Origin of the sequence: Bifidobacterium saguinibicoloris (genome assembly GCF_019331725.1) — a bacterium.
GTDB lineage: Bacteria > Actinomycetota > Actinomycetes > Actinomycetales > Bifidobacteriaceae > Bifidobacterium > Bifidobacterium saguinibicoloris.
This window is the reverse complement of the sequence record NZ_JAHBBF010000001.1, coordinates 296,940-320,686: the sequence shown is the minus strand read 5'-3', so window position 1 is coordinate 320,686 and position 23,747 is coordinate 296,940. Positions and strand designations below refer to the sequence as shown.

The 23,747-nt window shown below is 67.0% G+C and carries 17 protein-coding genes and 2 tRNA genes; 13 read left to right on the top strand and 6 right to left on the bottom strand.

Annotated features, from left to right (window positions below):
- The first annotated feature begins 116 nt into the window (after positions 1-116).
- The 3 genes from KIH78_RS01605 (at position 117) to KIH78_RS01595 (ending at position 5,329) form a co-directional block, all read left to right on the top strand.
- A complete protein-coding gene (locus tag KIH78_RS01605; RefSeq protein WP_214314856.1) occupies positions 117-1,433 on the top strand; it encodes an O-acetylhomoserine aminocarboxypropyltransferase/cysteine synthase family protein in 1,317 nt (438 codons plus the stop codon).
- Positions 1,434-1,815: 382 nt separating this feature from the next.
- Complete coding sequence (locus tag KIH78_RS01600; RefSeq protein WP_236034329.1) at positions 1,816-2,622, top strand: ABC transporter ATP-binding protein; 807 nt, start codon at positions 1,816-1,818, stop codon at positions 2,620-2,622.
- Between the two features lie 25 nt (positions 2,623-2,647).
- Positions 2,648-5,329 (top strand): ABC transporter permease, encoded by a 2,682-nt coding sequence (locus KIH78_RS01595; RefSeq protein ID WP_219130946.1) that lies wholly within the window; start codon positions 2,648-2,650, stop codon positions 5,327-5,329.
- A 282-nt stretch (positions 5,330-5,611) separates the two neighbouring features.
- Here the strand turns inward: KIH78_RS01595 and KIH78_RS01590 are convergent, their stop codons facing one another.
- Together KIH78_RS01590 and KIH78_RS01585 are read right to left on the bottom strand one after the other, a co-directional pair.
- Positions 5,612-6,325, bottom strand: a complete 714-nt coding sequence (locus KIH78_RS01590) for a response regulator (protein ID WP_219130945.1) — start codon at positions 6,323-6,325, stop codon at positions 5,612-5,614.
- A gap of 19 nt (positions 6,326-6,344) precedes the next feature.
- Positions 6,345-8,780 carry a sensor histidine kinase gene (locus KIH78_RS01585; protein WP_219130944.1) on the bottom strand — a complete coding sequence of 812 codons (2,436 nt, stop codon included), beginning with the start codon at positions 8,778-8,780 and terminating at the stop codon, positions 6,345-6,347.
- A 193-nt stretch (positions 8,781-8,973) separates the two neighbouring features.
- Between KIH78_RS01585 and KIH78_RS01580 the strand changes: the two genes are divergently transcribed.
- The gene (locus KIH78_RS01580) at positions 8,974-10,464 is read left to right on the top strand and encodes an alpha/beta fold hydrolase (protein ID WP_219130943.1); all 1,491 of its coding nucleotides are present in this window, start codon (positions 8,974-8,976) and stop codon (positions 10,462-10,464) included.
- A gap of 101 nt (positions 10,465-10,565) precedes the next feature.
- Complete coding sequence (gene proC, locus KIH78_RS01575) at positions 10,566-11,411, top strand: pyrroline-5-carboxylate reductase (RefSeq protein WP_219130942.1); 846 nt, start codon at positions 10,566-10,568, stop codon at positions 11,409-11,411.
- Between the two features lie 106 nt (positions 11,412-11,517).
- Here proC and KIH78_RS01570 read toward each other — a convergent pair whose 3' ends face one another.
- Positions 11,518-11,829 carry a hypothetical protein gene (locus KIH78_RS01570; RefSeq protein ID WP_214314870.1) on the bottom strand — a complete coding sequence of 104 codons (312 nt, stop codon included), beginning with the start codon at positions 11,827-11,829 and terminating at the stop codon, positions 11,518-11,520.
- Between the two features lie 170 nt (positions 11,830-11,999).
- Between KIH78_RS01570 and leuS the strand changes: the two genes are divergently transcribed.
- From leuS to KIH78_RS01555, 3 genes are all read left to right on the top strand, one after another.
- A complete protein-coding gene (leuS, locus tag KIH78_RS01565) occupies positions 12,000-14,942 on the top strand; it encodes a leucine--tRNA ligase (protein WP_219130941.1) in 2,943 nt (980 codons plus the stop codon).
- A gap of 139 nt (positions 14,943-15,081) precedes the next feature.
- Positions 15,082-15,867, top strand: coding sequence for a ComEA family DNA-binding protein (locus KIH78_RS01560; RefSeq protein ID WP_219130940.1), 786 nt, complete (start codon positions 15,082-15,084; stop codon positions 15,865-15,867).
- Positions 15,864-17,669, top strand: coding sequence for a ComEC/Rec2 family competence protein (locus KIH78_RS01555; protein WP_219130939.1), 1,806 nt, complete (start codon positions 15,864-15,866; stop codon positions 17,667-17,669). Before KIH78_RS01560 ends, KIH78_RS01555 begins: the two co-directional genes overlap by 4 nt.
- Before the next feature lie 62 nt (positions 17,670-17,731).
- Here the strand turns inward: KIH78_RS01555 and KIH78_RS01550 are convergent, their stop codons facing one another.
- The gene (locus tag KIH78_RS01550) at positions 17,732-18,199 is read right to left on the bottom strand and encodes a hypothetical protein (protein ID WP_219130938.1); all 468 of its coding nucleotides are present in this window, start codon (positions 18,197-18,199) and stop codon (positions 17,732-17,734) included.
- Positions 18,200-18,489: 290 nt separating this feature from the next.
- Positions 18,490-19,074, bottom strand: a complete 585-nt coding sequence (locus tag KIH78_RS01545) for a peroxiredoxin (RefSeq protein ID WP_219130937.1) — start codon at positions 19,072-19,074, stop codon at positions 18,490-18,492.
- Between the two features lie 199 nt (positions 19,075-19,273).
- Between KIH78_RS01545 and KIH78_RS01540 the strand changes: the two genes are divergently transcribed.
- The 4 genes from KIH78_RS01540 to KIH78_RS01525 all read left to right on the top strand — a co-directional run bounded on the left by KIH78_RS01540 (position 19,274) and on the right by KIH78_RS01525 (position 21,608).
- A tRNA-Asn gene (locus KIH78_RS01540) sits at positions 19,274-19,346 on the top strand.
- A gap of 47 nt (positions 19,347-19,393) precedes the next feature.
- Positions 19,394-19,466 (top strand) — tRNA-Asn (locus KIH78_RS01535).
- 677 nt (positions 19,467-20,143) lie between these two features.
- Positions 20,144-20,827, top strand: a complete 684-nt coding sequence (locus KIH78_RS01530; RefSeq protein ID WP_219130936.1) for an HAD family hydrolase — start codon at positions 20,144-20,146, stop codon at positions 20,825-20,827.
- A gap of 274 nt (positions 20,828-21,101) precedes the next feature.
- Entirely contained in the window at positions 21,102-21,608 is a 507-nt protein-coding gene (locus KIH78_RS01525; RefSeq protein ID WP_219130935.1) for a helix-turn-helix domain-containing protein, read from the top strand.
- 116 nt (positions 21,609-21,724) lie between these two features.
- On the opposite strand, the gene KIH78_RS01520 is transcribed toward KIH78_RS01525, so the two are convergent.
- Positions 21,725-22,924 carry a DUF6591 domain-containing protein gene (locus KIH78_RS01520; RefSeq protein ID WP_219130934.1) on the bottom strand — a complete coding sequence of 400 codons (1,200 nt, stop codon included), beginning with the start codon at positions 22,922-22,924 and terminating at the stop codon, positions 21,725-21,727.
- A gap of 352 nt (positions 22,925-23,276) precedes the next feature.
- On the opposite strand from KIH78_RS01520, the gene KIH78_RS01515 reads away from it, so the two are divergent.
- A complete protein-coding gene (locus tag KIH78_RS01515; RefSeq protein WP_219131002.1) occupies positions 23,277-23,720 on the top strand; it encodes a helix-turn-helix domain-containing protein in 444 nt (147 codons plus the stop codon).
- The last annotated feature ends 27 nt before the right edge of the window (positions 23,721-23,747 follow it).

Genomic DNA, 23,747 nt, shown 5'->3' with positions numbered 1-23,747 from the left:
GCGGCGAGCGTGCCCACGGTCGTACTTTCATAACCAACACCTCGCCAACCGCCGAACACGGCAGGCGGGTGGCGAAGAAACAAGACCTCGCGACCAACCAGCAAGGAGCACACATCATGGCCGAGAAGAACAAGAACTACCGTTTCGAGACGCTGCAGCTGCACGTGGGACAGGAGCAGGCCGACCCGGCCACCGACTCCCGCGCCGTGCCGATCTACGCGACCACCTCCTACGTCTTCCACAACTTCGACCACGCCGAGGCCCGCTTCGGACTGGCCGACCCGGGCAACATCTACGGCCGTCTGACCAACTCCACCCAGGGCGTGTTCGAGGACCGCATCGCCGCCCTCGAAGGCGGCACCGCCGGCCTGGCGGTCGCCTCCGGCGCAGCGGCCGTCGAATACGCGGTGCGCAACATCACCCAGTCCGGTGACCACATCGTCGCCGCGAAGAACATCTACGGCGGCACCTTCAACCTGCTGCGCCACACCCTGCCGCGCGACGGCATCACCACCACCTTCGTCTCCGCCGAGAACCCGCAGGAGTTCGAGGAGGCCATCCAGGAGAACACCAAGCTCGTCTACTTCGAGACCTTCGGCAACCCGAACGCCGACCTGCCGGACTTCGAGGCCATCTCCGAGATCGCCCACAAGCACAACCTGCCGGTGATCGTCGACAACACGTTCGCCACCCCGTACCTGTTCCGCCCGCTCGAGCACGGCGCCGACGTGGTGGTCGAATCCGCCACCAAGTTCATCGGCGGCCACGGCACCACCCTGGGCGGCGTCATCGTCGAAGGCGGCAACTTCGACTGGAACGCCGTGCCCGGCAAGTTCCCGACCCTCACCGAGCCGGATCCGTCCTACCACGGCCTCAACTTCTACGAGGCCCTCGGCGGCGCCGCGTTCGTCACCCGCATCCGCGCCATCCTGCTGCGCGACACCGGCGCGACCCTGTCCCCGTTCGCCGCGTTCCTCCTGCTGCAGGGCACCGAGACCCTGTCCCTGCGCGTCGAGCGCCACGTCGAGAACGCGCTGAAGGTCGTCGAATACCTGCAGACCGTGCCGGAGGTCGAATCCGTCTCCCACCCGTCCATCGAAGGCCGTCCGGACCACGAGCTGTACAAGAAGTACTTCCCGAAGGGCGCCGGCTCCATCTTCACCTTCGACATCAAGGGAGGCAAGGACGCGGCCCGCGTCTTCATCGACAACCTGCACCTGTTCAGCCTGCTGGCCAACGTGGCCGACGCCAAGTCCCTCGTCATCCACCCGGCCTCCACCACGCACTCCCAGGAGACGCTGGAGGAGCTCGAGGACCAGGGCATCCACCAGGGCACCATCCGCCTGTCCATCGGCACCGAGAACATCGAGGACATCCTCGACGACCTCAAGGGCGGCTTCGAGGCCGTCCGCGCCTCCGGCCTGGCCAAGTGAGACGGCGGCCGCAAGGCCGCGAGGGAACGCCGTGATGCGTCCGGCCCGTCGAAGGGGCGTCGTCCGCCAGTGACGACGTGACGGGACGGCCGCATCGGACGGTCCCATATGCAAAGGAAGGGGAAGGCTCCGGGCTCAGGCCCGAACGGGCGATGCCCGCACCGACGTCATGAGGTGCGGGCATCGCCCGTTTTCGCGTATCGAGCCATGCCTCCCCGCATCGACATGACCCTAAGGAGACGCCCCTAATCCCCGGGGATGAGACGGCCTCCAGCCGCCGCCCCGCATTCAGCCCCGCGCACGATGGAGCCCGCGCGGCGGACGTCATAGCGTGGAACCATACGCCGGGCAACGTGCCCGGACCGATATGGAGAGACACGATATGAACGACATGAACCCCGCCATCCAGGCGATCGGACTGGTCAAGGACTACGGCAGCGGCGATGGCGTCGTGCACGCGCTGCGCAACGTGGACGTCGCCTTCGAACAAGGGCGGTTCACCGCCATCATGGGGCCCTCCGGCTCCGGCAAATCCACGCTGATGCACACGCTCGCCGGACTCGACTCGGCCACCTCGGGCCGCATCGTCTTCGAAGGCCGCGACCTGACCCGCATGAACGACAGGCAGCTCACCCTGCTGCGCCGCGACCGGATCGGCTTCATCTTCCAAAGCTTCAACCTGCTGCCCATGTTCACCGCCGAACAGAACATCCTCATGCCGCTGACGCTCGCCGGCGCCAAGCCGGACCGGCGCTGGTTCCGGACGCTCGTCGAAACGCTCGGCCTCGAACGCCGGCTCGGCCACCGACCCACCGAGCTGTCCGGCGGCCAGCAGCAGCGCGTCGCCATCGCCCGAGCCCTCATCACCAAGCCGAAGCTCGTGTTCGCCGACGAGCCCACCGGCAACCTCGACTCCGTCTCCAGCGCCGAGGTGCTCGGCTTCCTGCGCCGTTCCGTCGACGAGCTCGGCCAGACCATCATCATGGTCACGCACGACGCGGTCGCCGCCTCCTACGCGGACCGCGCCATCGTCTTCGCCGACGGGCGCATCGTCGCCGACGAGACGCATCCCACTGCCGAACGCATGAACGCGCTGCTCATGGCCGAACGCGCGAAGGCCGCGCGCGAGGCCGCCGCCGAACCCCTTGGCAGGCCCGTCCACCGCGACGGCGCCCGCCACGCGCGGTGACGAAGGAAGGAGAGGAAGCCGCATCATGCTGTCACTGACCTTCAGACTCATGCGCAAAAGCATGCGCATGCTCATCCCGGCCGGCATCGCCATCCTCATCGGCACCGCGTTCATCGCGTCCACGTTCCTGTTCTCCAACGCGATGACCGCGTCGCTGGCCAGACAGACCACGGCCCAGTTCGGCGACGCGAACTACATGGTCACGCCATCGACCGACGGCCTCGACGACAAGGCCCTGGAAACCGTGTACACGCGCACCGTCGACGACTTCCACATCGACCGCATGCGCGCCACCGAAGGCGTGGACGGCGTCCGCATCGCCGCCGTGACCCCCGTGACCGTCACCCACGGCGACAAGAATGCGAACATCCAGGCCATCGCCACCACCGACGTGCGCGGCATGCTGCCGATCAGCGTCACCGACGGCGAACAGCCGGCCGACAACGGCGAGATCGCGCTGCCGGAGAACGCCGCGAAGCAGCTCGGCGTGACGATCGGGGATACCGTGACCATCGATTCCGCGGCGGCGCAGGCCGTACGTGCGGGAACGGTGTCGTCGTCCGATGCGTCGTCCGATGCGTCCGGTTCGTCCGACGGCGCCACGACCGTGCGCGTGGTCGGACTCACCACCGACCCCGACGGCGCCTACCCGTACACCGGCGGCGCCGCCATCCTCTCCGACGCGGAGCTCGCCGCCATGTCCGGCGCCGCCGACTTCGCCTCGATGAACGTCACCGGCGTCTACCTGCACGTCACGGACGGATCGGACAAGGCCGCCGAGGCCACCGTCGCCCGCATCAGGACGCTCCTGCCCAAGCACTACACGATCCAATCGCGCGCCGAGGCGGCCGCGGAATCCGTCAAGGGCCTAAGCAAGAGCGGCACCGACATCACCACCACGTTCCTGCTGAGCTTCGGCGTGCTCGCGATGCTTGTCGCCGCGCTCGTCATCGCCAACACCTTCCAGGTGCTCGTCGCCCAACGCCGCCGCACACTCGCCCTGCTGCGCACCATCGGCGCGCTCAAGGGCCAGCTGTACGCCTCCGTGCTGCTCGAGGCGGGGATCCTTGGCCTGGTCGCCTCCGCGGCCGGCGTGCTCCTCGGCATCGGACTCATGGCCGCGGTGGGCGCCACCGGACTCATGCGCGAGGCCGGCGTCCACGGGGTGATCATGAGCTGGCAGGCGGCCGTCGTGCCGATCCTCTTCGGCGTCGTGATGACCGTCATCGCCTCGCTCGGCTCGGCCCGCTCCGCCACCGCCGTCACCCCGCTCGAGGCGCTGCGCCCGATCGAACTGACCGACACCCGCCGCACCGGCGCCGTGCGCGCCGTCCTGTCCATCCTGCTGCTGGCCGGAGGACTCGCGCTGTGCGCGTTCGGCGCATGGCAGATCCACGGGCTCAACGCCGGGCGTGACACACTCGCCAAGGACCATTACGGTCCGGTGCTGCTGGCCGCGATCGGCGGGTGCGCGCTCGTATTCCTCGCACTCGTGCTGTCCGCCGTGTTCTGGCTGCCCGTGCTGATGCGCGGCGTCGGCGCGCTCGCCGCACTGACCGGTCCGAGCGCGAAGATCGCGCATGCCAACATCCAGAAGAACCCGCGGCGCGTGGCCGCGACCGGCGCCGCGCTCCTCATCGGCGTCACGCTCGTCTCCGCCATCGCGACCGGCGCGGCCAGCGCCAAGCAGACCATGGCCGGCGCGATCGCCACCCGCTACAGCGTCGACATGGTGGCGACCGGAACGGACATGACCGACGCCCAGGTGCGCAAGGCGGAGCATGTCACAGGCGTGACCGCCACGGTGTCCGCGCCCACCGCCATGGTCTCCATGAAGACGGCCGGCGGCGAGGAGACGGGCGTGCTGCTCGTCGGCGTGAAGGACACGGCCGCGTTGCGGAAGGTCATGCACGCCGACCTGGGCGGCGTGTCCATCGACGACGGAACCGTGCTGATGCCCCGATACTCGTCCTACGGCAAGGAGCTGCGCTTCGGCAAAGCCGGGGACGTCGCGTTCAAGTCCGAAGGAGGCGCATCCGGAACGCTCACGCTCAGGCCGGAACAGGTCGACTACCGCAGGGTGAGCGCGAACTACGAGATCGTCGCGTTCGTCTCGTCGAGGCATTTCGACGACGGCTCCCTCAAGGCCGACGGGCGCATGCTGCTCATGGCCGTGGACGCGGACGCCCCGGGCACGTCCTTGAGCGGCACGTTCTCCGCCGTGCAGGCCGCGTTCTCCGGCAACGCCAGCGTGACCGTGTCCGGTCCAATCGCCGAACGCGTGCAATGGGAGACGATCATCGACACGATGATGGCCCTGCTCGTCGGACTCATCGCCGTCGCCGTGCTCATCGCGCTCATCGGCGTGGCCAACACGCTCAGCCTGTCCGTCATCGAACGCACGCGCGAATCCGCCACGCTGCGCGCCATCGGCATGACCCGCGGCCAGCTGCGGATCTCGCTCGCCGTGGAGGCGCTGCTGCTGTCGCTCGTCTCCGGCGTGGCCGGCGTGCTGATCGGCACCGGGTTCGGATGGCTCGGCTCATACATGGTGTTCAGCCTGTACGGCACGGTCGTGTTCCCGCTCGAATGGGGCGTGAACGGCACGGTGCTCGCCGTCGCCGCCGCGGCCGCGCTGCTCGCCAGCGTCGCGCCCGCCCGGCGCGCGGTCAGGACCCCGCCGGTGGTCGCGCTGGCCGAATCCTGACGGTGAGTGCCTATGGAGATGCCCCACACGCGTCAACGTGTGGGGCATCCCCATAGGCAGGGGTATATTCCCGTGTTTCCGGAATGCTATCCGCTGTACGAGGGGTGCCTTGGCCGTGTTCATGCGGGTGTGAACGTTGGTATTGCAACGCCCATACCCGCAATATGTATGGACAGGCACCCCTCGTAAAGAAGATGGATGATTGCAGACGATCGAATGCACCCCTTGCAAAGCAGTCATCCGGTCATTCGTCTGGTCGCCGAGACGACCAACGAGGAACGCTCACACCAATCGGTTGTCATAGGCGAAGACCACGGCCTGCACACGGTCGCGCGCATGGATCTTCGCGAGGATATGCGCCACATGGGTCTTCACGGTGGGCAGGCTGATGAACAGCTTGTCCGCGATCTCCTGGTTGCTCAGGCCGTGCGCGATCTCGATGAGGACCTCGCGCTCCCTGTCGGTAAGCAGCTCCAATTCCGGGTCCGTGTAGACGGGGGAGCCGGGCGCGGCGTCGGCATCCGCGTTCATGGCCGCGGTGCTGCCGCTCCCGTAACCGTCACGCACCATCTTCTCGATGAGGCGTTTCGTGGCGGACGGTGCGATGATCGCGTTGCCTTGGGCGACGGTGCGGATGGACGCCAGCAGCGTCTCCGGCTCCGTGTCCTTGAGCAGGAACCCGGACGCCCCCGCGTTGATGGCGGACATCACATATTCGTCCAAGTCGAACGTCGTCAGAATGATCACGTGCACGGCGTCCCCTCCGGCCGCGGTGATGCGGCGCGTGGCCTCGATGCCGTCCATACCGGGCATGCGCACGTCCATCAGCACCACATCCGGATGCAGCCGTTCGGCCAACGCCACGGCCTGCCCTCCCTCGCCGGCCTGGCCGACCACCGCCATATCCGGCTGGGAGCCGATGACCATGGCGAATCCCGCCCTCACCAGCTCCTGATCGTCGGCGATGACCACGTGAATCCTGTCGTTCTCACCCATACCGACCAACCATACCCGGTCACCGTGGCCCGTCGGGTGCAACGAAACCCTGAATCCTCCCTGAATCTTCTCCGTCCGGGGTGTGGGAGCCGGCGAGCTGCTCGTCCAACAGCGCCGCGGGGGAGAGCGGCGCTTCCGCGGCGTCTCCCGCATGCGTCCCGTCGCTGAACCCGGTCTTGCGGAGTGTGGCGAGGAGCCCGCGCATATGCGCCAGCGCTCCGCGCCCCTGTGAGGCGATGCCGGCGAACGAAGCGGCGATGCGCTCTGGCGAGGGACGCGGATCGCCGGCGAGCATCGCAAGGCCCTCATCGGCGCGGGCGGCCACCGCGTCCAGCGTCGAGGCGACCTCCGCGCGCATGGCCATGGCGATGCGCTCCCGTTCCATGTTCGCCGCCAGCACCTTCTGGCGGGCCTCCTCGGCGCGCAGCGCCTCCTCGCGTTGGCGCAGCACCAGCACGTCCGACCCTTCCGAACGACGCCATTCGGCCATCACCATGCACGCCACGCACATCAGCAGCATCATGCCGCCGGCCACCAGGGAGGCGGGCAGCCAGGCCGGCGGGATGCCGTACGCGAGCTCCGTCAGCGCTGCGGATATGGTGCGGTACCCGTCCCATCCGGCCGCGACCTTGACGCCGAACAGCCAGGAGTCGGCCAGCACCGCGGCCAGCACCCAATGCACGGCGACGTCCCGGCCGTACAGCACCGCCGCATGCACGGAGGCCAACGCGAGCACGCTCACCGTGAGGATGTCGGGCATCGTCAGCAGCTCCACGGCGCACATGACCGCCATCGCCGCCGCCGCAGCCTCCGGGAACCTGCGACGCAGCGCGTATGGCAGGAGGAACACCGCCGTCAGCATCGTCGCCAACGCGCGACGCACCGCCAACGGGGCGAACCCGGTCGCGTACAAACCGGTGTCACGGAATGTCGCGGTACGCAGCATCACGACGAACACAAAGGCCGTCGCCATGTCCACCAGCAGATAATGCCGCTGCGCCCATCGCGACGCACGGCCGACCCATCCCGTCCGCGGACCTGCGCCGGCCGTGACGGAATCCCCGTCGGCGACGCCGTGCGGCCTCCACAGCGTCGACAGTCGCACGAGCATCCGCGGCGCGGAAGCATCACTCTGGTCCTCTCGCACCATCCGCCGCGACGGCGCCAGCGGCACGGTCGCATCCACGACGAACCCGCCGTCCACTCCGGGCGCGGCATCCACATGACCGCCTACGGCGGCGATGCGCTCGCGCATGCCCACCAGACCGTAGCCGGGCGTGTGACCGTCCGCGGCGGCGGCCCCGACGCCGTCGTCACGGACGACGATCCGCAGCACGTCCGGGCCCCACGTCTCCTCGAGTGTCGCGTGGGCGCCCTCGCCCGCATGCCTGCGCACGTTGGACAACGCCTCCTGCACGAGACGGAACACGGCGGCGTCCGCATCGGGGGAGAGCCGCTCCGGACGGGCATCCCCGTCCACCCGTCGCGGGACCGGTGGATGCCCGTCGAGCAGCACCGGGATGTCGGCGTACCCGGTACCGGCCGACCCGCCGAACACGTCGAACAGGCGGTCCATGTCGCGTCGCGCATGCTCCGCCTCACGCCGGATCGTCCCCATCGTGTGCTCCGCCACCGCCGCGTCATGCGCGCCCGCATACCGTCCGCCGTCCGCCTGCACGATGATCGTCGACAACGTGTGCGCCACCACGTCATGCATGTCACGTGCGATGCGCGCCCGCTCCGCCAATGCCGCGATGCGCTTCTCGTCCTCCTCTCGCGCCGCGATCGCCGCGTTGCGCTCGCGCATGGCCTCCGCGACGGACCGGCGCGCACGCTGCCACAAGGCCATGACGGTCACGCTCGCCACGCACGTAAGCACACAAGCCAGGATGATGCCCGCATCCGCCATCGTCTTGCCCAGACAGGCGGCGAACGGCCGCCGGCCACCGGCCACGACGCATCCCGGCAGCGAATCGACCGTCGGAGACCACACCGACCACGACTCCGAAAGCAGCGATGAGCCTCCGAACATGGGCCCCAAGTCGAACGTCACCGCCCACACCACGGCGACGGCGACGGCCATGAGCGCGCCCGTCGCCACGAACCTGAACGTATGCGAAGGCCAGCCATACACCAGCGCCGAATACAGCATGAGCAACGCGTAGACGTCCGCATACGTCGCCACCGGTCCCAGCAGCAGATGGGCCACGCACCACGCCACGAACAGCCATGCCGCGGGCTCCGGCCGCCAACGCCGCATCGCCATCGGCACCACGGCCGCCACCGTCCACAGATACGTCGCGCGCGCCGTCACCGGCAGCAGCAGTCCCGGATTCGTCGCCTCGTCGGTGGATCCCACCAGCGGGAAGCACACGGCGACCAACACCACCGCCAGCAGCGTGTCCACCACCAGCACATGCGCGCGGACCCACGCCGCGAACCCACCTACACCCATCCGAGCAACCATGGCACCAAGGCTACCGGCACGGGCGGGAAACGCCATCATGCCCGAGAACGAGAACGGCTGTGGAACGAGAAGGGCGCCGCGGCCCGCCGGCGCAATGCGCGGACTCGACCGCAGTCAGCGGGTACAGTGGGCGGTGGAACACGCCGACATCGCGGACGGACGAACGAAAGGGGAGCCACCCATGACGCTGCTGAACGAATACTATGTGCCCGGACTGCACATCGAGGACCGGTCCATCGACGTGCCGCTCGACTGGGCCGGCCACGAACCCGGACGCGGATTCGACGGCGACGCCATCAAATTGTTCTACCGCGTGGTCACCACGCCCGAACACGTGCACGACGAGCTGCCGCTGCTCGTCTTCCTGCAAGGTGGCCCCGGCGGCGCCGGCCCCCGCCTGCTGAGCCCGCAGTCGGACGGCTGGATCGAGGAGACGACGAAGCACTTCCGCGTCATCCTGCCCGACCAGCGCGGCACCGGGCGCTCCGGCCGCATCGACACGCACACCATGGCGTGCATCGCCGCCGCGCACGAGGACGACGCGCAGGCCGCGGCGCGCGCGCAGGCCGACCACCTCAAGAAATACCTCGCCGACTCCATCGTGCGCGACTTCGAACACCTGCGCCGCACCGAATTCGGCGGACGCCACTGGGTGACGCTCGGTCAGAGCTACGGCGGATTCCTCACCCTCACCTACCTGTCCCTCTATCCGGAAGGCGTCGACGCCAGCTTCACCACCGGCGGCATCCCGCACGTGCCCGCCGACGCCACGGAGGTCTACGAGCACACGTTCCCGCGCATGGCGGCGAAGACCCGCCGGTTCTACGAACGCTACCCGCAGGACGCCGCACGCATGGCCGCGATCGCCGACCGCCTGCCGTCCGCGAAGGAGGTGTCCGAGTTCGTGGACGGCCTCACCGGCGGCGTGCTCGACCCGATGGGTGGAAGCCCCATCGAACGCCGTCTCGGCGTGATCGCCGGCATGGAGGCGCACGGCTTCCCGCTGCTGCCCAACGGGGACCCGCTGACCGTGGAACGCCTCCAATGCCTCGGCTCCGACTTCGGCATGAAGCCCAGCTTCGAACGCGTCCACTGGATCCTCGACGACGCGTTCCTCTCGGGCGACGGTTCGACGCCATCCATGGACAACGCGGATTCGCCGTTGACCGACGAATTCCTCGCCAAGGTGATGAACGCCACCTCCTCCCGCCCCCTCTACTGGCCGCTGCAGGAGTTCATCTACGCCAACGGCGAACTCGACGAGCCGATCCGCTGGGCGGCGCAGCGCGTGCGCGACCGCCACCCCGAATTCGGTGTGGGGGAGCGGCCGCTCAACTTCACCGGCGAGGCGATGTTCCCCTGGATGTTCGAGCAGGAGGGCGCGCTGCGGCCGTTCAAGGCGGCGATGGACGTGCTCATGGAGGACACGCGTTTCGGCCGCATCTACGACGCCGACCGTCTGGCTTCCAACGACGTGCCCCTGCAGGCCGCCGTCTACTTCGACGACATGTACGTGGACTCGGGGCTCCAGCTCGACACGCTGTCCCGCGTGGGCAACAGCCACTACTGGGTGACCAACGAGTTCGAGCACGACGGCCTGCACGGTTCGACCGTGTTCCGGCACCTGTGGCGCGAGGCCCTGGACCGGGGCGACCTGGAACGGCTGTTCTGACGGTCCATGACGACATCCGTCCGGAACAATCGGGCGGCACAATCGACCTCATGTGAATCGGCGCGCGGCCGTGGCCCGCGCCCAGACGGAAAGGAACCCATATGACGGACATCGCCGATCTCACCATCGGATTCATCGGATACGGCAACATGGCGCAGGCCATCGCCGAAGGCCTCGTCGACGCCGGCGTCGTGCACGGCGGGCGCATCGTCGCGTGCGCCGCCCACTACGACAAGCTGGAGAGGAACGCCGCCAAGCTCGGCGTGCGTCCGCTGCACACCCCGTTGGAGGTGGCCGCCGCGGCCGACGTGGTCGTCATCGCTATCAAGCCGTACCAGATCGAGGCGGTCGTTGGGCCGCTGGCGGAGGAGCTCGCCCGTCCGGGCAGGTTCGTCGTGTCCATCGCGGCCGGCTGGGATCTCGCGAAATACCGGGAGCTGTTCGCGGGCGCCGCGAAGGACGGCGCCGGTTCGGCCGGTGACGCTGCCGCGCCTGACGTGCACCTCCAGTGCACGATTCCGAACACGCCGATGGCCGTCGGCAAGGGTGTGCTCGTCACCGAATCGGACAGCACGCTGAGTGAGGAGGAGACGGAGACCTTCGAGGCGCTCTTCTCGCCGATCAGCCTCATCGAACGCGTCGACGCCGCGCACATGGGCATCGCCATGACCGTGGCCGGCTGCGCGCCCGCGTTCACCGACATGTACATCGAGGCGCTCGGCGACGCCGGCGTCAGGTACGGGCTGCAGCGCGACACCGCCTACCGTCTCGCCGCGAAGATGGTCGAGGGCGTCGGCGCGCTCTACATGGCGACGGGCATGCATCCGGGCGCCATGAAGGACGCCGTCTGCTCGCCCGGCGGCACCACCATCCGCGGCGTCGCCCAGCTCGAGAAGGACGGGTTCCGCGGCGTGGTCATCGACGCGGTCGACGCCGTCGTGGGGTGAGGTGACGGTGCGTGCGTGAGGTGGCGACGCCTCGCGATGGCGATGACGCCTCACGCAGGCGGGACGACGTGCGTGCTCACATGCGCGGTCCCGCCTGCGCCCGTGGTCACTGCTGCAGCTGCTGCACGATGCCGGACGAGGTGACCTGCTGTTCGATGCGGTCGTACGTCTGGGACAGGATCATGTTGCCCGGCACCGTGGCGATGAGGAACGTGAGCACCGCGGCGATGACCGAGACGAGCACCCCCTTGACGATCTTCGCGACGATCTTGAACACGATGACTGCGACGACCGCGCCGACGGCGACGGTCAGCACGGTCTTCGCCGCGTCCGGCAGACCCTCGTACCATACGGCGACGCGTTCCAGCGTGGACAGGTCCACGTTCGACCAGTCGATGTCCGCGATGATGCCTTTCATAAGACCCCCGTTCATGTGAGATGCGGCCGGTATGCCGAACGGCATGCGGCCGGTATGCCGCGCCCCATCATACCGGCGCCGGCCGCGCGCCGCCTGGGAGGCGGCCGAATGCCCACCATACGTACGATTCAAGGCCGTGGTTGGTGTGCCCGCGTGTATTATCGTGCGGTATGAGTGAGACCGAACCCAAGTTCCGCTACAACGCCGCTCTGGCGCAGGACATCGAAAACAAATGGCAGAAGAAGTGGGATGACGAAGGCACGTTCTGGGCCGCCAACGTCTCCGGCGACCTGAAGGACGGCAAGGGCCGCAACGCCGAGGGGCGCCCCTCCTACTTCGCGATGGACATGTTCCCCTACCCGTCCGGCAAGGGCCTGCACGTCGGCCACCCGCTCGGCTACCTCGCCTCCGACGTCGTCTCCCGCTACCACCGCATGAAGGGCGAGAACGTGCTGCACGCCATGGGCTACGACGCGTTCGGCCTGCCGGCCGAGCAGTACGCCGTCCAGACCGGTCAGCACCCGCGCGTTACCACCGAGCAGAACATCGCCAACATGTCCCGCCAGCTGCACCGCATGGGCCTGAGCTTCGACAACCGCCGTACGTTCGCCACCATCGACCCCGGCTACGTGCGCTGGACCCAGTGGATCTTCTCCCGCATCTACGACTCCTGGTACGACGAGGACGCCACGAACCCGTCCGGCACGAAGGGCTCCGCCCGTCCTATCTCGGAGCTCATCGCCAAATTCGAATCCGGCGAGAAGGCCATCCCGGGCCACGAGTCCGACGGCAAGGCGTGGAGCGACCTCTCGCAAGCCGAGCAGCAGGACATCCTCAACGACTTCCGTCTCGCCTACATCTCCAAGTCCCCGGTCAACTGGTGCCCGGGCCTGGGCACCGTGCTCGCCAACGAGGAGGTCACCGCCGAAGGCAAGTCCGAGCGCGGCAACTTCCCGGTCTTCCAGCGTGAGCTGCGCCAGTGGTCGATGCGCATCACCAAGTACGGCCACCGCCTCATCGAGGACCTCGACGGCATCGACTGGCCGGAGAAGGTCAAGCTCATGCAGCGCAACTGGATCGGCGAAAGCCACGGCGCCTCCGTGCACTTCGCGGTCGAGACCCCGAACGGCACGCGCGACATGGAGATCTACACCACCCGTCCCGACACCCTGTTCGGCACCACCTTCGCCGTCGTCTCCCCGGAGCACCACCTGCTCGAGGACGTGCCCGCCGCATGGCCGGCCGAGACCCCGGAGGATTGGAAGGGCGGCTACGCCACCCCGGTCGAGGCCGTCAAGGCGTACCGTCTCGCCGCCGAATCGAAGACCGCGAAGGACCGCGTCGACGAGGCCGGCGAGAAGACCGGCCTGTTCACCGGCCTGTACGCCGTCAACCCGATCACCGGCGCGAAGCTGCCGCTGTTCACCGCCGACTACGTTCTCATGGACTACGGCACCGGCGCCATCATGGCCGTGCCGGGCGGCGACCAGCGCGATTACGACTTCGCCGTGAAGTTCGGTCTGCCGGTCATCTACACCGTCAAGCCGCTGCCTGAATCCGGCGACGACCTCGCGAACTACGAGGGCAAGGCGCCGTTCGTCTCCCACGACGGCATCGTCATCAACTCCTCCGTCGAAGCCACCAAGGCCAAGGGCGACGCGCTCTCCCTCGACGGCCTGCGCGTCGACGACGCGATCGCCAAGGTCAACGAATGGCTCGAATCCGCCGGCGTCGGCAAGGGCACCGTCTCCTACCGTCTGCGCGACTGGCTGTTCTCCCGCCAGCGCTACTGGGGCGAACCGTTCCCGATCGTCTACGGCGAGGACGGCACCCCGCATCTGCTGCCGGACTCCGCGCTGCCGATCAACCTGCCCGACGTGCCCGATTACCAGCCGCGCACCTTCGACCCGATGGACGCCGAATCCAACCCGGAGGCGCCGCTCTCGCGCAACGAGGATTGGGTGAAGGTCACGCTCGACCTCGGCGACGGCCCGAAGACCTACTACCGCGATACGAACACCATGCCGAACTGGGCCGGCTCCTGCTGGTACTACATGCGCTACATCGACCCGACCGACACGGCCCACATGGTCGAGAAGGACGAGTTCGACTACTGGATGGGCCCGAAGCACAACAAGTACTCGGGCGCCGAAGGTGGCGTGGACCTGTACATCGGCGGCGTCGAGCACGCGGTGCTCCACCTGCTGTACTCGCGCTTCTGGCACAAGATCCTCTTCGACCTGGGCTACGTGGATTCGGCCGAGCCGTTCCACAAGCTGTTCAACCAGGGCATGATCCAGGCGTACGCCTACACCGACGACCGCGGCCAGTACGTGCCGGCCGACGAGGTCGTGGAAGGCCCGGCGGGCGCCGACGGCGAACCCACGTTCACGTGGCACGGCGAGCACGCCAACCGCGAGTTCGGCAAGATGGGCAAGAGCCTCAAGAACATCATCACGCCGGACTACATGTACGAGAACTACGGCGCGGACACGTTCCGCCTGTACGAGATGAGCATGGGCCCGCTCGACGAGTCCCGTCCGTGGAACACGCGCAACGTGGTCGGCGGCATGCGCTTCCTGCAGCGCCTGTGGCGCAACGTCATCGACGAGGAGACCGGCGAGGCCCACGTCTCCGAGGAGACGCCGGACGTGAAGACCCTGAAGCTCCTCAACAACACGATCGCCGAGGTGACCGTGGAGATGGAGAACATGCGTCCGAACACGGCCATCGCCAAGCTCATCGTGCTCAACAACCATCTGACCTCCCTCAAGGCCGTGCCGCGCGCCGCCGTCGAGCCGCTGATCCTCATGCTCGCCCCGATCGCGCCGCACATCTGCGAGGAGATGTGGCAGCGCCTCGGCCACGCCGAGTCCCTGTCCGCCGCGCCGTGGCCGGTCGCCGACGACAAGTACGTCGGCCAGGACACCGTCACCGCGGTCGTGCAGATCAAGGGCAAGGTGCGCGCCAAGCTCGAGGTCTCCCCGGACATCGATCCGGCCGAGCTCGAGAAGCTCGCGCTCGAGGCCGTCGCCGCCCGCCTTGGCGGCAAGGAGCCGCGCAAGGTCATCGTCAAGGCGCCGAAGATCGTCTCGATCGTTCCCGCCGAGTAAGCGGACACGGACCGTCGCGTCTCCGGGAACCCTCGTCCGGCGTAAGCGCCGGACGAGGATGTGAAGATTTCCGTGGGGTCGCGTACACAACGGTCCGATCCGCTGGCCAGGACGTCCATGTCTCCCTCACCGTGGAGACATGGACGTCTTTCGTATCATGCCGCCTGTGCCGCCGCCTCCGATGTCCGCGGTGCCTCCGAAGCCGCCGGATCCGCCGGTGCCCGAGCCTGCCGATCCGCCTTGGCCACTGACGCAGGCCGACGTTGTCGGCGATGATGGTCCGTGCGACGTTTCCGCCGGCGAGGTCGCCGTCGATGCCGTCGACGAGGCCGTGCAGGAGCGGACGACGGGCGTGCGGCTTGCGACGCTCGGCGAGCTGTCCGGCGTGCGTGCCGGCGACCTGGACCCCGATTTCGACGCGCGCGCCCGCCACGGCAGGCCGCGCATGCGGTTCGGCGGTCGGCACGCGCTCATCGCCGTGCTCGTCATGGTGGCCTGCACCTGCATGAGTCTCACCCTGCTCGTACGCCAATCCATGAACCACGCCGCGATTGCGGCGGCGAACTCCGCCATGGAGGAACGACGGGACGGGGAATCCGAGGGAGCCGGGACGGATGAAGGGGGAGGGGCCGATGCGTCGGATCTCCCGCAGCCGGAAACCCAAGGGGCGGGCGTATCCGCGGACGGCGGTACGGACGGCGGGGCGGCGCAGACGCCGACGGTGCCGCAGGACACGCGACTCGACCTCAATACCGCCACCCTCGACCAACTGGACGCCATCAGCGGCATCGGACCGGTCACCGCACAGAGGATCCTCGACTACCGAGCCTCCATCGGACGGTTCACCAGCGTCGACCAACTGCTCGACGTGCCGGGCATCGGCGTCAAGACGTTGGAGAAGATACGGCCGGAGGTGCGCGTATGACACGCATCGTGACCGACATAGGCCGACAGGGGCGTTCCGGACGTTCCAGACGTTCCGGGCGGGCCGCACGACGTGAGCGCATCGAACGCGGCGGCGACGACCGGCGCCTCCTGCCCGTCGCCCTCGCCCTCTGGGGCTCATGCCTCGGCACGCATCTCCTGTTCGACGCGGGCATGGCCATGATGGACGGTGGCGCGGGTCGGGACGACGGATCCACAGGCGTAACGAACTCCTGGGCGCTGTCCGTCGCCCTGCTCACCATCATCGCCGTCGCCGCCCTGTGGCAGGTCGGACGCGTCTGCGCACGCAACGGGACGGGACGCGTCCTCATCATCGTCTGCGTGGCGGCGGCACTGCTCGGCGCGAACGCCGCATGGTGCGCGGACGTGACGGCATGGTCCGACCCCGCCGCCGCTGCGGCACGCGACGGCGCAGCGTACGCCACCGTCGAAGGCACGGCGCTCGGCGGCGCGCAGGCATCCTCAAACAGGAACGCCGACTGTCAAACCGACCTGCGCCTGCGCACGTTTTCGGACGGCTCCGTCATCCAACCATCGACGGCGACCGTACGACTGTTCGCCTCCGGACACGCCTGCACGCATCTGCGCCGCGGCGCCGCATACCAGGTCCAAGGCACGCTTTCCCAAGCCGAAATCGGCGCGGCCCGACTTTGGCTCGTCACGGAGGACGGCAACGTGCCGCAACGGATACGGGACCAACCCAAATACGAGCAATGGCGCGAACGCGTCCAGACAGCCTTCCTCGACGCGACCGAAGGACTTTCCGAGCAAGGACGCATCCTGGTCCCCGGACTCACCATGGGACTGCTCGGCCAAGACCGTCTCGCCGACACCTCACCAGGCATCACGCCCATCGACGACACCTACGCGCAGCGCTTGGAGGACCGGTTCCGCACGGCGGGCATCATGCACCTCATGGCTGTCTCCGGCGGACACTTCGCCGTCATCGCCGAACTGATTCGCCGCATCGGCGCATGGCTGCTGGCCGACAGGCGCGTCATCGCGCTCGCCACCATGGGCGCGACCGCGCTGCTCGCCGCGCTCATGGCGTCCGGCGACAGCGTGGACCGAGCACTCGTCATGGGATGGGTCAGCGCCGCGGCGATGTTCCTCGGCAGGCAACCGCAGGCGTTGAGCGCCCTGAACGTCACCGCGATCGGCATGCTGCTGACGAAGCCGGCACTGGCATACAGCTACGGGTTCGCCCTGTCCTGCGCGGCGGTGCTTGGCATCATCCTCATGGCACGCGGCATCGCCGGCGTGCTCGCCCGGCTCCTGCCCGACGCGCTCGCGGACATGACCGCCATGACCGTGGCCGCGCAACTGGCCACACTGCCCATACAGGTGCTCATGGAACCGAGCCTGCCCGTATGGTCCGTGCCCGCGAATCTGCTCACCGCGCCGGTGGTGACGTTCGCCACGTTGGCCGGACTGGCCGGACTGGCCGTGGCATGGGCGAGCCCGTCCGCGGGCGCCGCATGCGCGTGGGTGGCGTCATGGGGCACGCAGGTGATGGAACGCGTGGCCATGTGGCTCGGGTCCGGAGAACATGCCGTGATTCCATGGGCCGGAGGCGTGGGCGGCGCCATGCTCCTGCTCGCGGTGGAAGGGTGTCTGGTGGCGGCGGTGCTGACGGTGCGTAGGCGCTTCGGGCTGGGACGGGACATGGCACACGGGATGCACGCGCTGCCGGGGGAGCGGTTCGGCCGGAATCCGCGGAACCGTATCCGCATATGGTGGGCCGACACGGTAGGGATGATGGAACGGTGGAACCGGGAATGATTCCATCGTCATGAAACGGCATGAAGAGCGCGACGTGTGCGCCCAACACCCGAGTCTCAGTCTCAACTGGCCCTGCCGAGCCGTTCGATGGTGCCCGTGCGCGGGTAGTACGACACGTCCAACCGCTCGCCCTCCTGTGGCTTCGGCCAGGGACGCCGGTCGAAACGCCACACGCGCGTCACGCCATCCGAAGTGCGTACGCGCAGCAGCCAATCCGAATGGTTGTGATTCGGGTTGTTTCCCCGTTCCTCGGTGAATCTGAGGACCGTGACCGTATCGGAGACCGGCCCCTCCGTCCGGTCCAAGGTCCAGTCATGGACCCGGGCTCCACCGGACACGAGGAACACGCATGCCACGACCGCGCATGCCAAGGCTTTGAGGATACGCGATGCCACGCCGCCGCGTGGACGTAGCAGGAACAGAATCGCCCCTAGGGCGAGCGGCACGGCCAGCAGGAGCATCGACCAGCAGGCGATGCCACGCCAGAACATCGCATTCGGGCCGGGGGTGTTCGCCAGGCCCGAACACACGGCTTGCGCGCCGTACAGGACCAGTCCGATGATGACGAGCGTGAGAAGTATGGCGTCGGACGCGCGCCCGCTCCTGGAACGAGCAGGACGGGGCGGGGTGCGGCCTGGAGGTGTCGGCGCGGGATACATGACTCGACCAGGCGGAGTCGGCGTGGAATATGGAACGTCGAACGGAACCTGAGGATGGGACATGGCGGAACCCCCTTCTGTGGCCAGACCTCCCGTGCCGGGCGGGAGAGTCGTCCAACACCATCATGCACCATCCGCACGGCATATGCGGCCGTGGAACGTCAGCCCAGACGCTTCAGCAGCGACTCCACATGGCCTTTCGCACGCACGTTGTAGCGGGCGAGCAGGATGCGCCCGTCGCCGTCGATGGCGAACGTGGAGCGGATGACGCCGACATGCACCTTGCCGTACAGCTTCTTCTCGCCATACGCGCCGTACGCCTTGTGCACGGCGAGATCCGGGTCACTCAGCAGCAGGAAGGACAGGTGGTCGCGGTCGTGGAAGCGCAGCAGCTTGGCGAGTGGGTCCTTGCTCACGCCCAGCGCCGTGTAGCCCAACGTGGCGAGCCGCGCGATGTTGTCGCGGAAGTCGCACGCCTCCGTGGTGCATCCGGGGGTCATCGCCGCGGGATAGAAGTACAGCAGCACCTTGCCTCTCTTCGCGGTGAGGTCGGAGAGCGTAACCGCGGTCTCCTCACCGTCCGGGCCGATGCCGTGCAGCGTGAAATCCGGGGCTTTTGCGCCGGCCTCCAGTCGTTCGGGCAGAGGGCTGGCGGGCGTCACGGAAGGAACGGGGGATGCGGCGTCGGTTTTGGAAATAGTCGTGGCGGCGTCCACAGGTGTCTGAGGGACATTCGTTTCACTCATGTCTCTCATCGTAGCCGGCACAGGCTTGAATCGTCGGCATTCCGTTCGGAATCGCAGTGGGTAACGCTGGAAGCCGGAGGCGCTCGAAAACGTTGCAATACCTTGCGACATGCCGTGTCGGCAATTGATTTGCATATATCAACGAATGCTGTAAAGTATCTGTCTTGTGCGCACGAGAGAAATCGAGTGCGGAACGCATTCCTGCGTAGCTCAGTTGGCAGAGCATCCGACTGTTAATCGGACGGTCGCTGGTTCAAGCCCAGCCGCAGGAGCTTCTTCCAAGCGGGCGGTAACGTTCGGCTGGTTGATAATTGAATATTCCTGCGTAGCTCAGTTGGCAGAGCATCCGACTGTTAATCGGACGGTCGCTGGTTCAAGCCCAGCCGCAGGAGCTTGTTTGGCCCGGTATTCCGCCAGTTCTTCACTGGTTGTATGCCGGGCCTTATTCGTTTTCGGACAACACTGGACAACATGGCGGCGGGCCTAAGGCTTTCAGAATCTTCACATTGTGGTGTGGGATGGCGATTGGAGACGGGCTTGGATGGCCGGTCGGATTTCCGACATCATTCCCCGTCCTCGGCTGGCAGATGTTGTTGGGTTTCAACACGGGAAGGTTCAGTAACGCGTTTATGTACCGGGAATCAGTGGTATGCAATGCCGTAACGACGTGCCGCATGGTTTCGTACCACCGCGCTGCGGTACACGACTCCCGAACTGCCCTCGATTCGTCTGCGTACCAATCGCGGATTCCGTGGGAAGACTGGAATTCCAACGTTCTTGGAGCATCCGGCGCGACACGTCCCCATAGGGCGATTGGTACATGACGCGGAAAGGCCCGGAGACCGAGTCGTGTACCTCGGATTAGTGGTACGCGACACCTTGGCCGCCGTAATCATGTGTTGCGTACCAATCATCCCCCGTCCGCGGAAACGTGATGCGGCATAACGCATCGCGCACGCCGCATCGAACACGCCACCCCGGTATGACGGAGTCGCGATGCCTTCGCCCCGAACGAAGAGCCCGTATAGTTGATGCAGGTAGTGAGAGAAGGAAAGCCAAGGGGGACTGCATGAGGGTGTTCGATTTCGACGGGACGATCTACGACGGGGAGAGCCTGTTCGACCTGTATCTGTTCAGCGCCCGCTATGACCTCAAGGTGTTCCGCCACCTCGCGCCGGTGCTGCGGTATGCCGTCAAATACAAGCTGGGTCGCGCCACGCTCGAGCAGATGGAGCGCGGCGTGGGCAAGGTGGCGCGCGGATATCTCACGGACCTGTCCACATCGAAACGTCTTGACGAGCTGCGCATGCGTCCGTTCGACGACGTGGTGAAGGCCGGTCTGGGAGGCGACGTCCTCGCCGCCGACGCGTCGGTGCTGGCGGCCGACGACCTGACCGGCGGGCTCAGATCGCTCGTCAACGCGTTCTGGGACCGCAACATGCGCAAGATCAAACCCTGGTACGAGCCGCATCCGGATGATGTGATCCTCACCGCGTCGTTCGATGTGACCGTGGGGGAGGCGTGCCGCAGACTCGGCGTGAAGCGTCTCATCGCCTCCACCATCGATCCGGACACGCTCGAGGTGACGTATCTGAATTTCAATACGAACAAGCCGAAGCGCCTGCGCCAGGTGTTGGGGGAGGGCGCGGTGATCGACGAGTTCTATACGGACAGCGTCTTCGACCAGCCGATGATCGACATGGCCCGCAAGGGGTTCATGGTCAAGGGGGACGTCGTCACGCGCGTGAAGTGACTGGCGACGCGTCGGCCTGCGCGGCGTGCCGTCGCCCACATGTTCATCGCGAAGCGCATCTTCGCGATGGGGCGGCACGGGGACCGTGCGTCCCCTCACTTGAGTGTTCACCGGCGAATTCGACCTTGACCACATCCAGGAGGCGTACGAGGCGATGGACCAGCGCAGGGTCATCAAGTCGCTCATCCGCTTCTGAGCCGTCGGGCGTGGAATCGTCCCCTCCGCCGCATCCTTGCGGCTATGCTGGTGACAGCATGGAAGGAGGAGCGTCGCCATGGCCGTATCCGAAGTCGAACGCCGGTGGATCGACAGGTTCCAGGAGAACTTGTCGATCGTGCGGAAAGTGGCCGGATGGACCACGCAGGAGCTTGCCGACGAGGTCGGCGTGACGCGTCAGACCATCTGGAACCTCGAGCACGGCAGGACGCCGATGAGCAAACTCCAGTACTTGGCGTTGCGCACCGTGTTCAACGTGGAGATCGCCGAACACGACAACCACGATCTGGCACGCGTCATCACCACACTCGTCGATGACCCGCTGCGTCCCGTCCAAGAGGAGCAAGCCGAGGGCGGCGCCTCCGGAGACGACGCGGCAGGAGAGGTGACGCCGGTCATGCGGGGGCCTGCTTCGGCCGTGGTCCCGGCGGCCGGTGAGGGGAAGACGCATGCCGATCCGGGTGCGGCGATGCGGATCCTCGCGGTCGTCACCGGTGCGCTCGCCAGCGGTGCCGCGGCCGGCGCCCTCGCGTTCCTGATGTTCCCGGACGGGGGCCGTCGCTGAATCATCCGAGGCTTCCGGCGGTTTTTCGCCGTTGATATGACGATGGGGGTCGGCCACCATGTGGTGGCTGACCCCCATCGTTCGTCGGGGCTATCCCGATCTTCAGCGGTCTTCCGTCACTGGGAGACGGAGGCGAGCCTCTGGTTCACGCGCCCGACCACTTCCGTGTAGTACTGCAGCTCCTCGTCGGACAGCGTGCTCTCGTCGATGGCGTCGAGCTTCTTCATGGCGTCGTTGTACTTGATGAGGATCTTGGCGTAGTCGGCGGCCATGCTCGCCGGCTTTCCGGCGGAGTCGTACTTGTCCATGAAGTCCGCGTATTCGTTCATCAGCGACTCGTAGCTGTCCATGGCTTCCTTGAATTCGGGGCGGATGCCGTTGGCCGTCGTGCCGGAATCCTGCTGTCCGGACTGTCCGGAATCGTTCGTGGCGCCCTGGTCGGTGGAGCCTTCAGAGGAGCTCGTGTCGCCGGACTGATCGGAGCCTTCCGTTGCGGAGGACTGTTCCGGAACGCGGATGCTGACGTCCATGACGTTCTTGTTGTCCTGGTTGACGCCGACGTGGACGCTGTAGCCGGCCTCGTTCTTGGCGGTGAACGCGTCGTCGCCCTTCGAGTAGTCGACGGTGAAGCCCTTGCCCTGCACGGCCGTGACGTACGCGTCGTACTGCGCCTTGGTGGTGTCGCAGACGCTGACGGAGAACACGTTCGAGCTGTCCGTCTCGATCTCGCCTGTGGAGGATTCCGGCTTGGGCAGCTGGTTCGCCAGGTCGGACTGCGGCCAGGAGATGTCCTTGCATTCGACCTTGGAGGCTTCGGCCAGCGCCTCGTCGGCCGCCTTCTGTCGGGCGCCCTCGCGGACGACGCCCACGCCGCCGACGATCAGCGCCACGACGGTGATGCCGACCGCCACGTAGGCGAGGATGCTTCCCTGTCTCCTGCCGTCCTTGCGTGTGACGTACACGGCGAAGCCGGACAGCAGCGCCGGCAGCACGGTGAAGCCGACGAGCATGCTCCAGGTCTTCACGCCCATGAAGGCCGACAGCAGGAACAGTACGGCGACGATGATGGCGAACACCGCCAGCTTCGAGGTCTTCTTCGCCGACTGCGGTGCCGGCGGTTGTGCGGGGGAGGCCGCGGTCGGCGGCACCGCAGTCGGCGGCTGTACGGGTGCTCCCGCGGACGGTGCGAGGTTGACCACCGCCGGCATCGGGGTGGTCGCCTGGTCGGACGTGACCTGTGGAGCCGTCTGGGACGGCGTGGTCTGTCCCGCGGCCGCAGGCTGAATCGGCTGCGTCGGCTGGTTCGAATCGGTCATGATGTTATCTCCTTCTCTCCAGAAGCAGGATGGTGACGGCGGAGGCGACCAGTCCGGCTATCGTCACTGTCAAACCGACTGCGATGGCGGTTCGCCAACGTTCGTTCATGATGTCCCTCCGTGTGCGTGCGGCGCCATGCCGTCGACGACAATCAATGTAATGCAAGAGCAAAGCGTAATCAAATTTGCGAAGTGTCAAAAATATTTAAAATCAGCTGTTTGGTTTTCCTTCCGTTGCGGCGCACTGATACAGGCCCATTGTCGGATGCGCAAACGCCGCCGTCCTCAGCTGCCGACTGAATCCATCGATTTCCCCGTTCACCACGGCTCGGGTATAACGGAGAGCATGGGAATGCGGGTCACCGGGCGCGAACGGCGCCTCACCGAGGAACTGCTGGATCGTCTGCTCGCCAGCGGCAGCATCGACACGTACCTCGACGAGGAACAGCCGAAGGACTACCGGCTCGTCGACTACCTGCGCTTCCTGCTGGACCTTCATGGGCTCAAACGCGCCGACGTCGCACGCGCATCCGGCATCAACCCCACCGTCGTCTACGACGTCTTCTCCGGCAAAAGCCGTCCCGGGCGCGACCATGCCATCCGCCTCGCGTTCGGCTGCGGCTGCGACCTGCGCGAGACGCAACGTCTGCTGCGTCTCGCCGGCGTCTCCGAACTCTGGTGTCGCCAACGCCGTGACGCCATCATCATCTGGTGCGTCGAGAACGGCCTCGACCTCGCCGCCACGGATGACGAACTCTACCGGTTCGACGAGCCGACGCTCACCCCGCAGGATTGACGCGAGACCGACACGAAACCGACACGG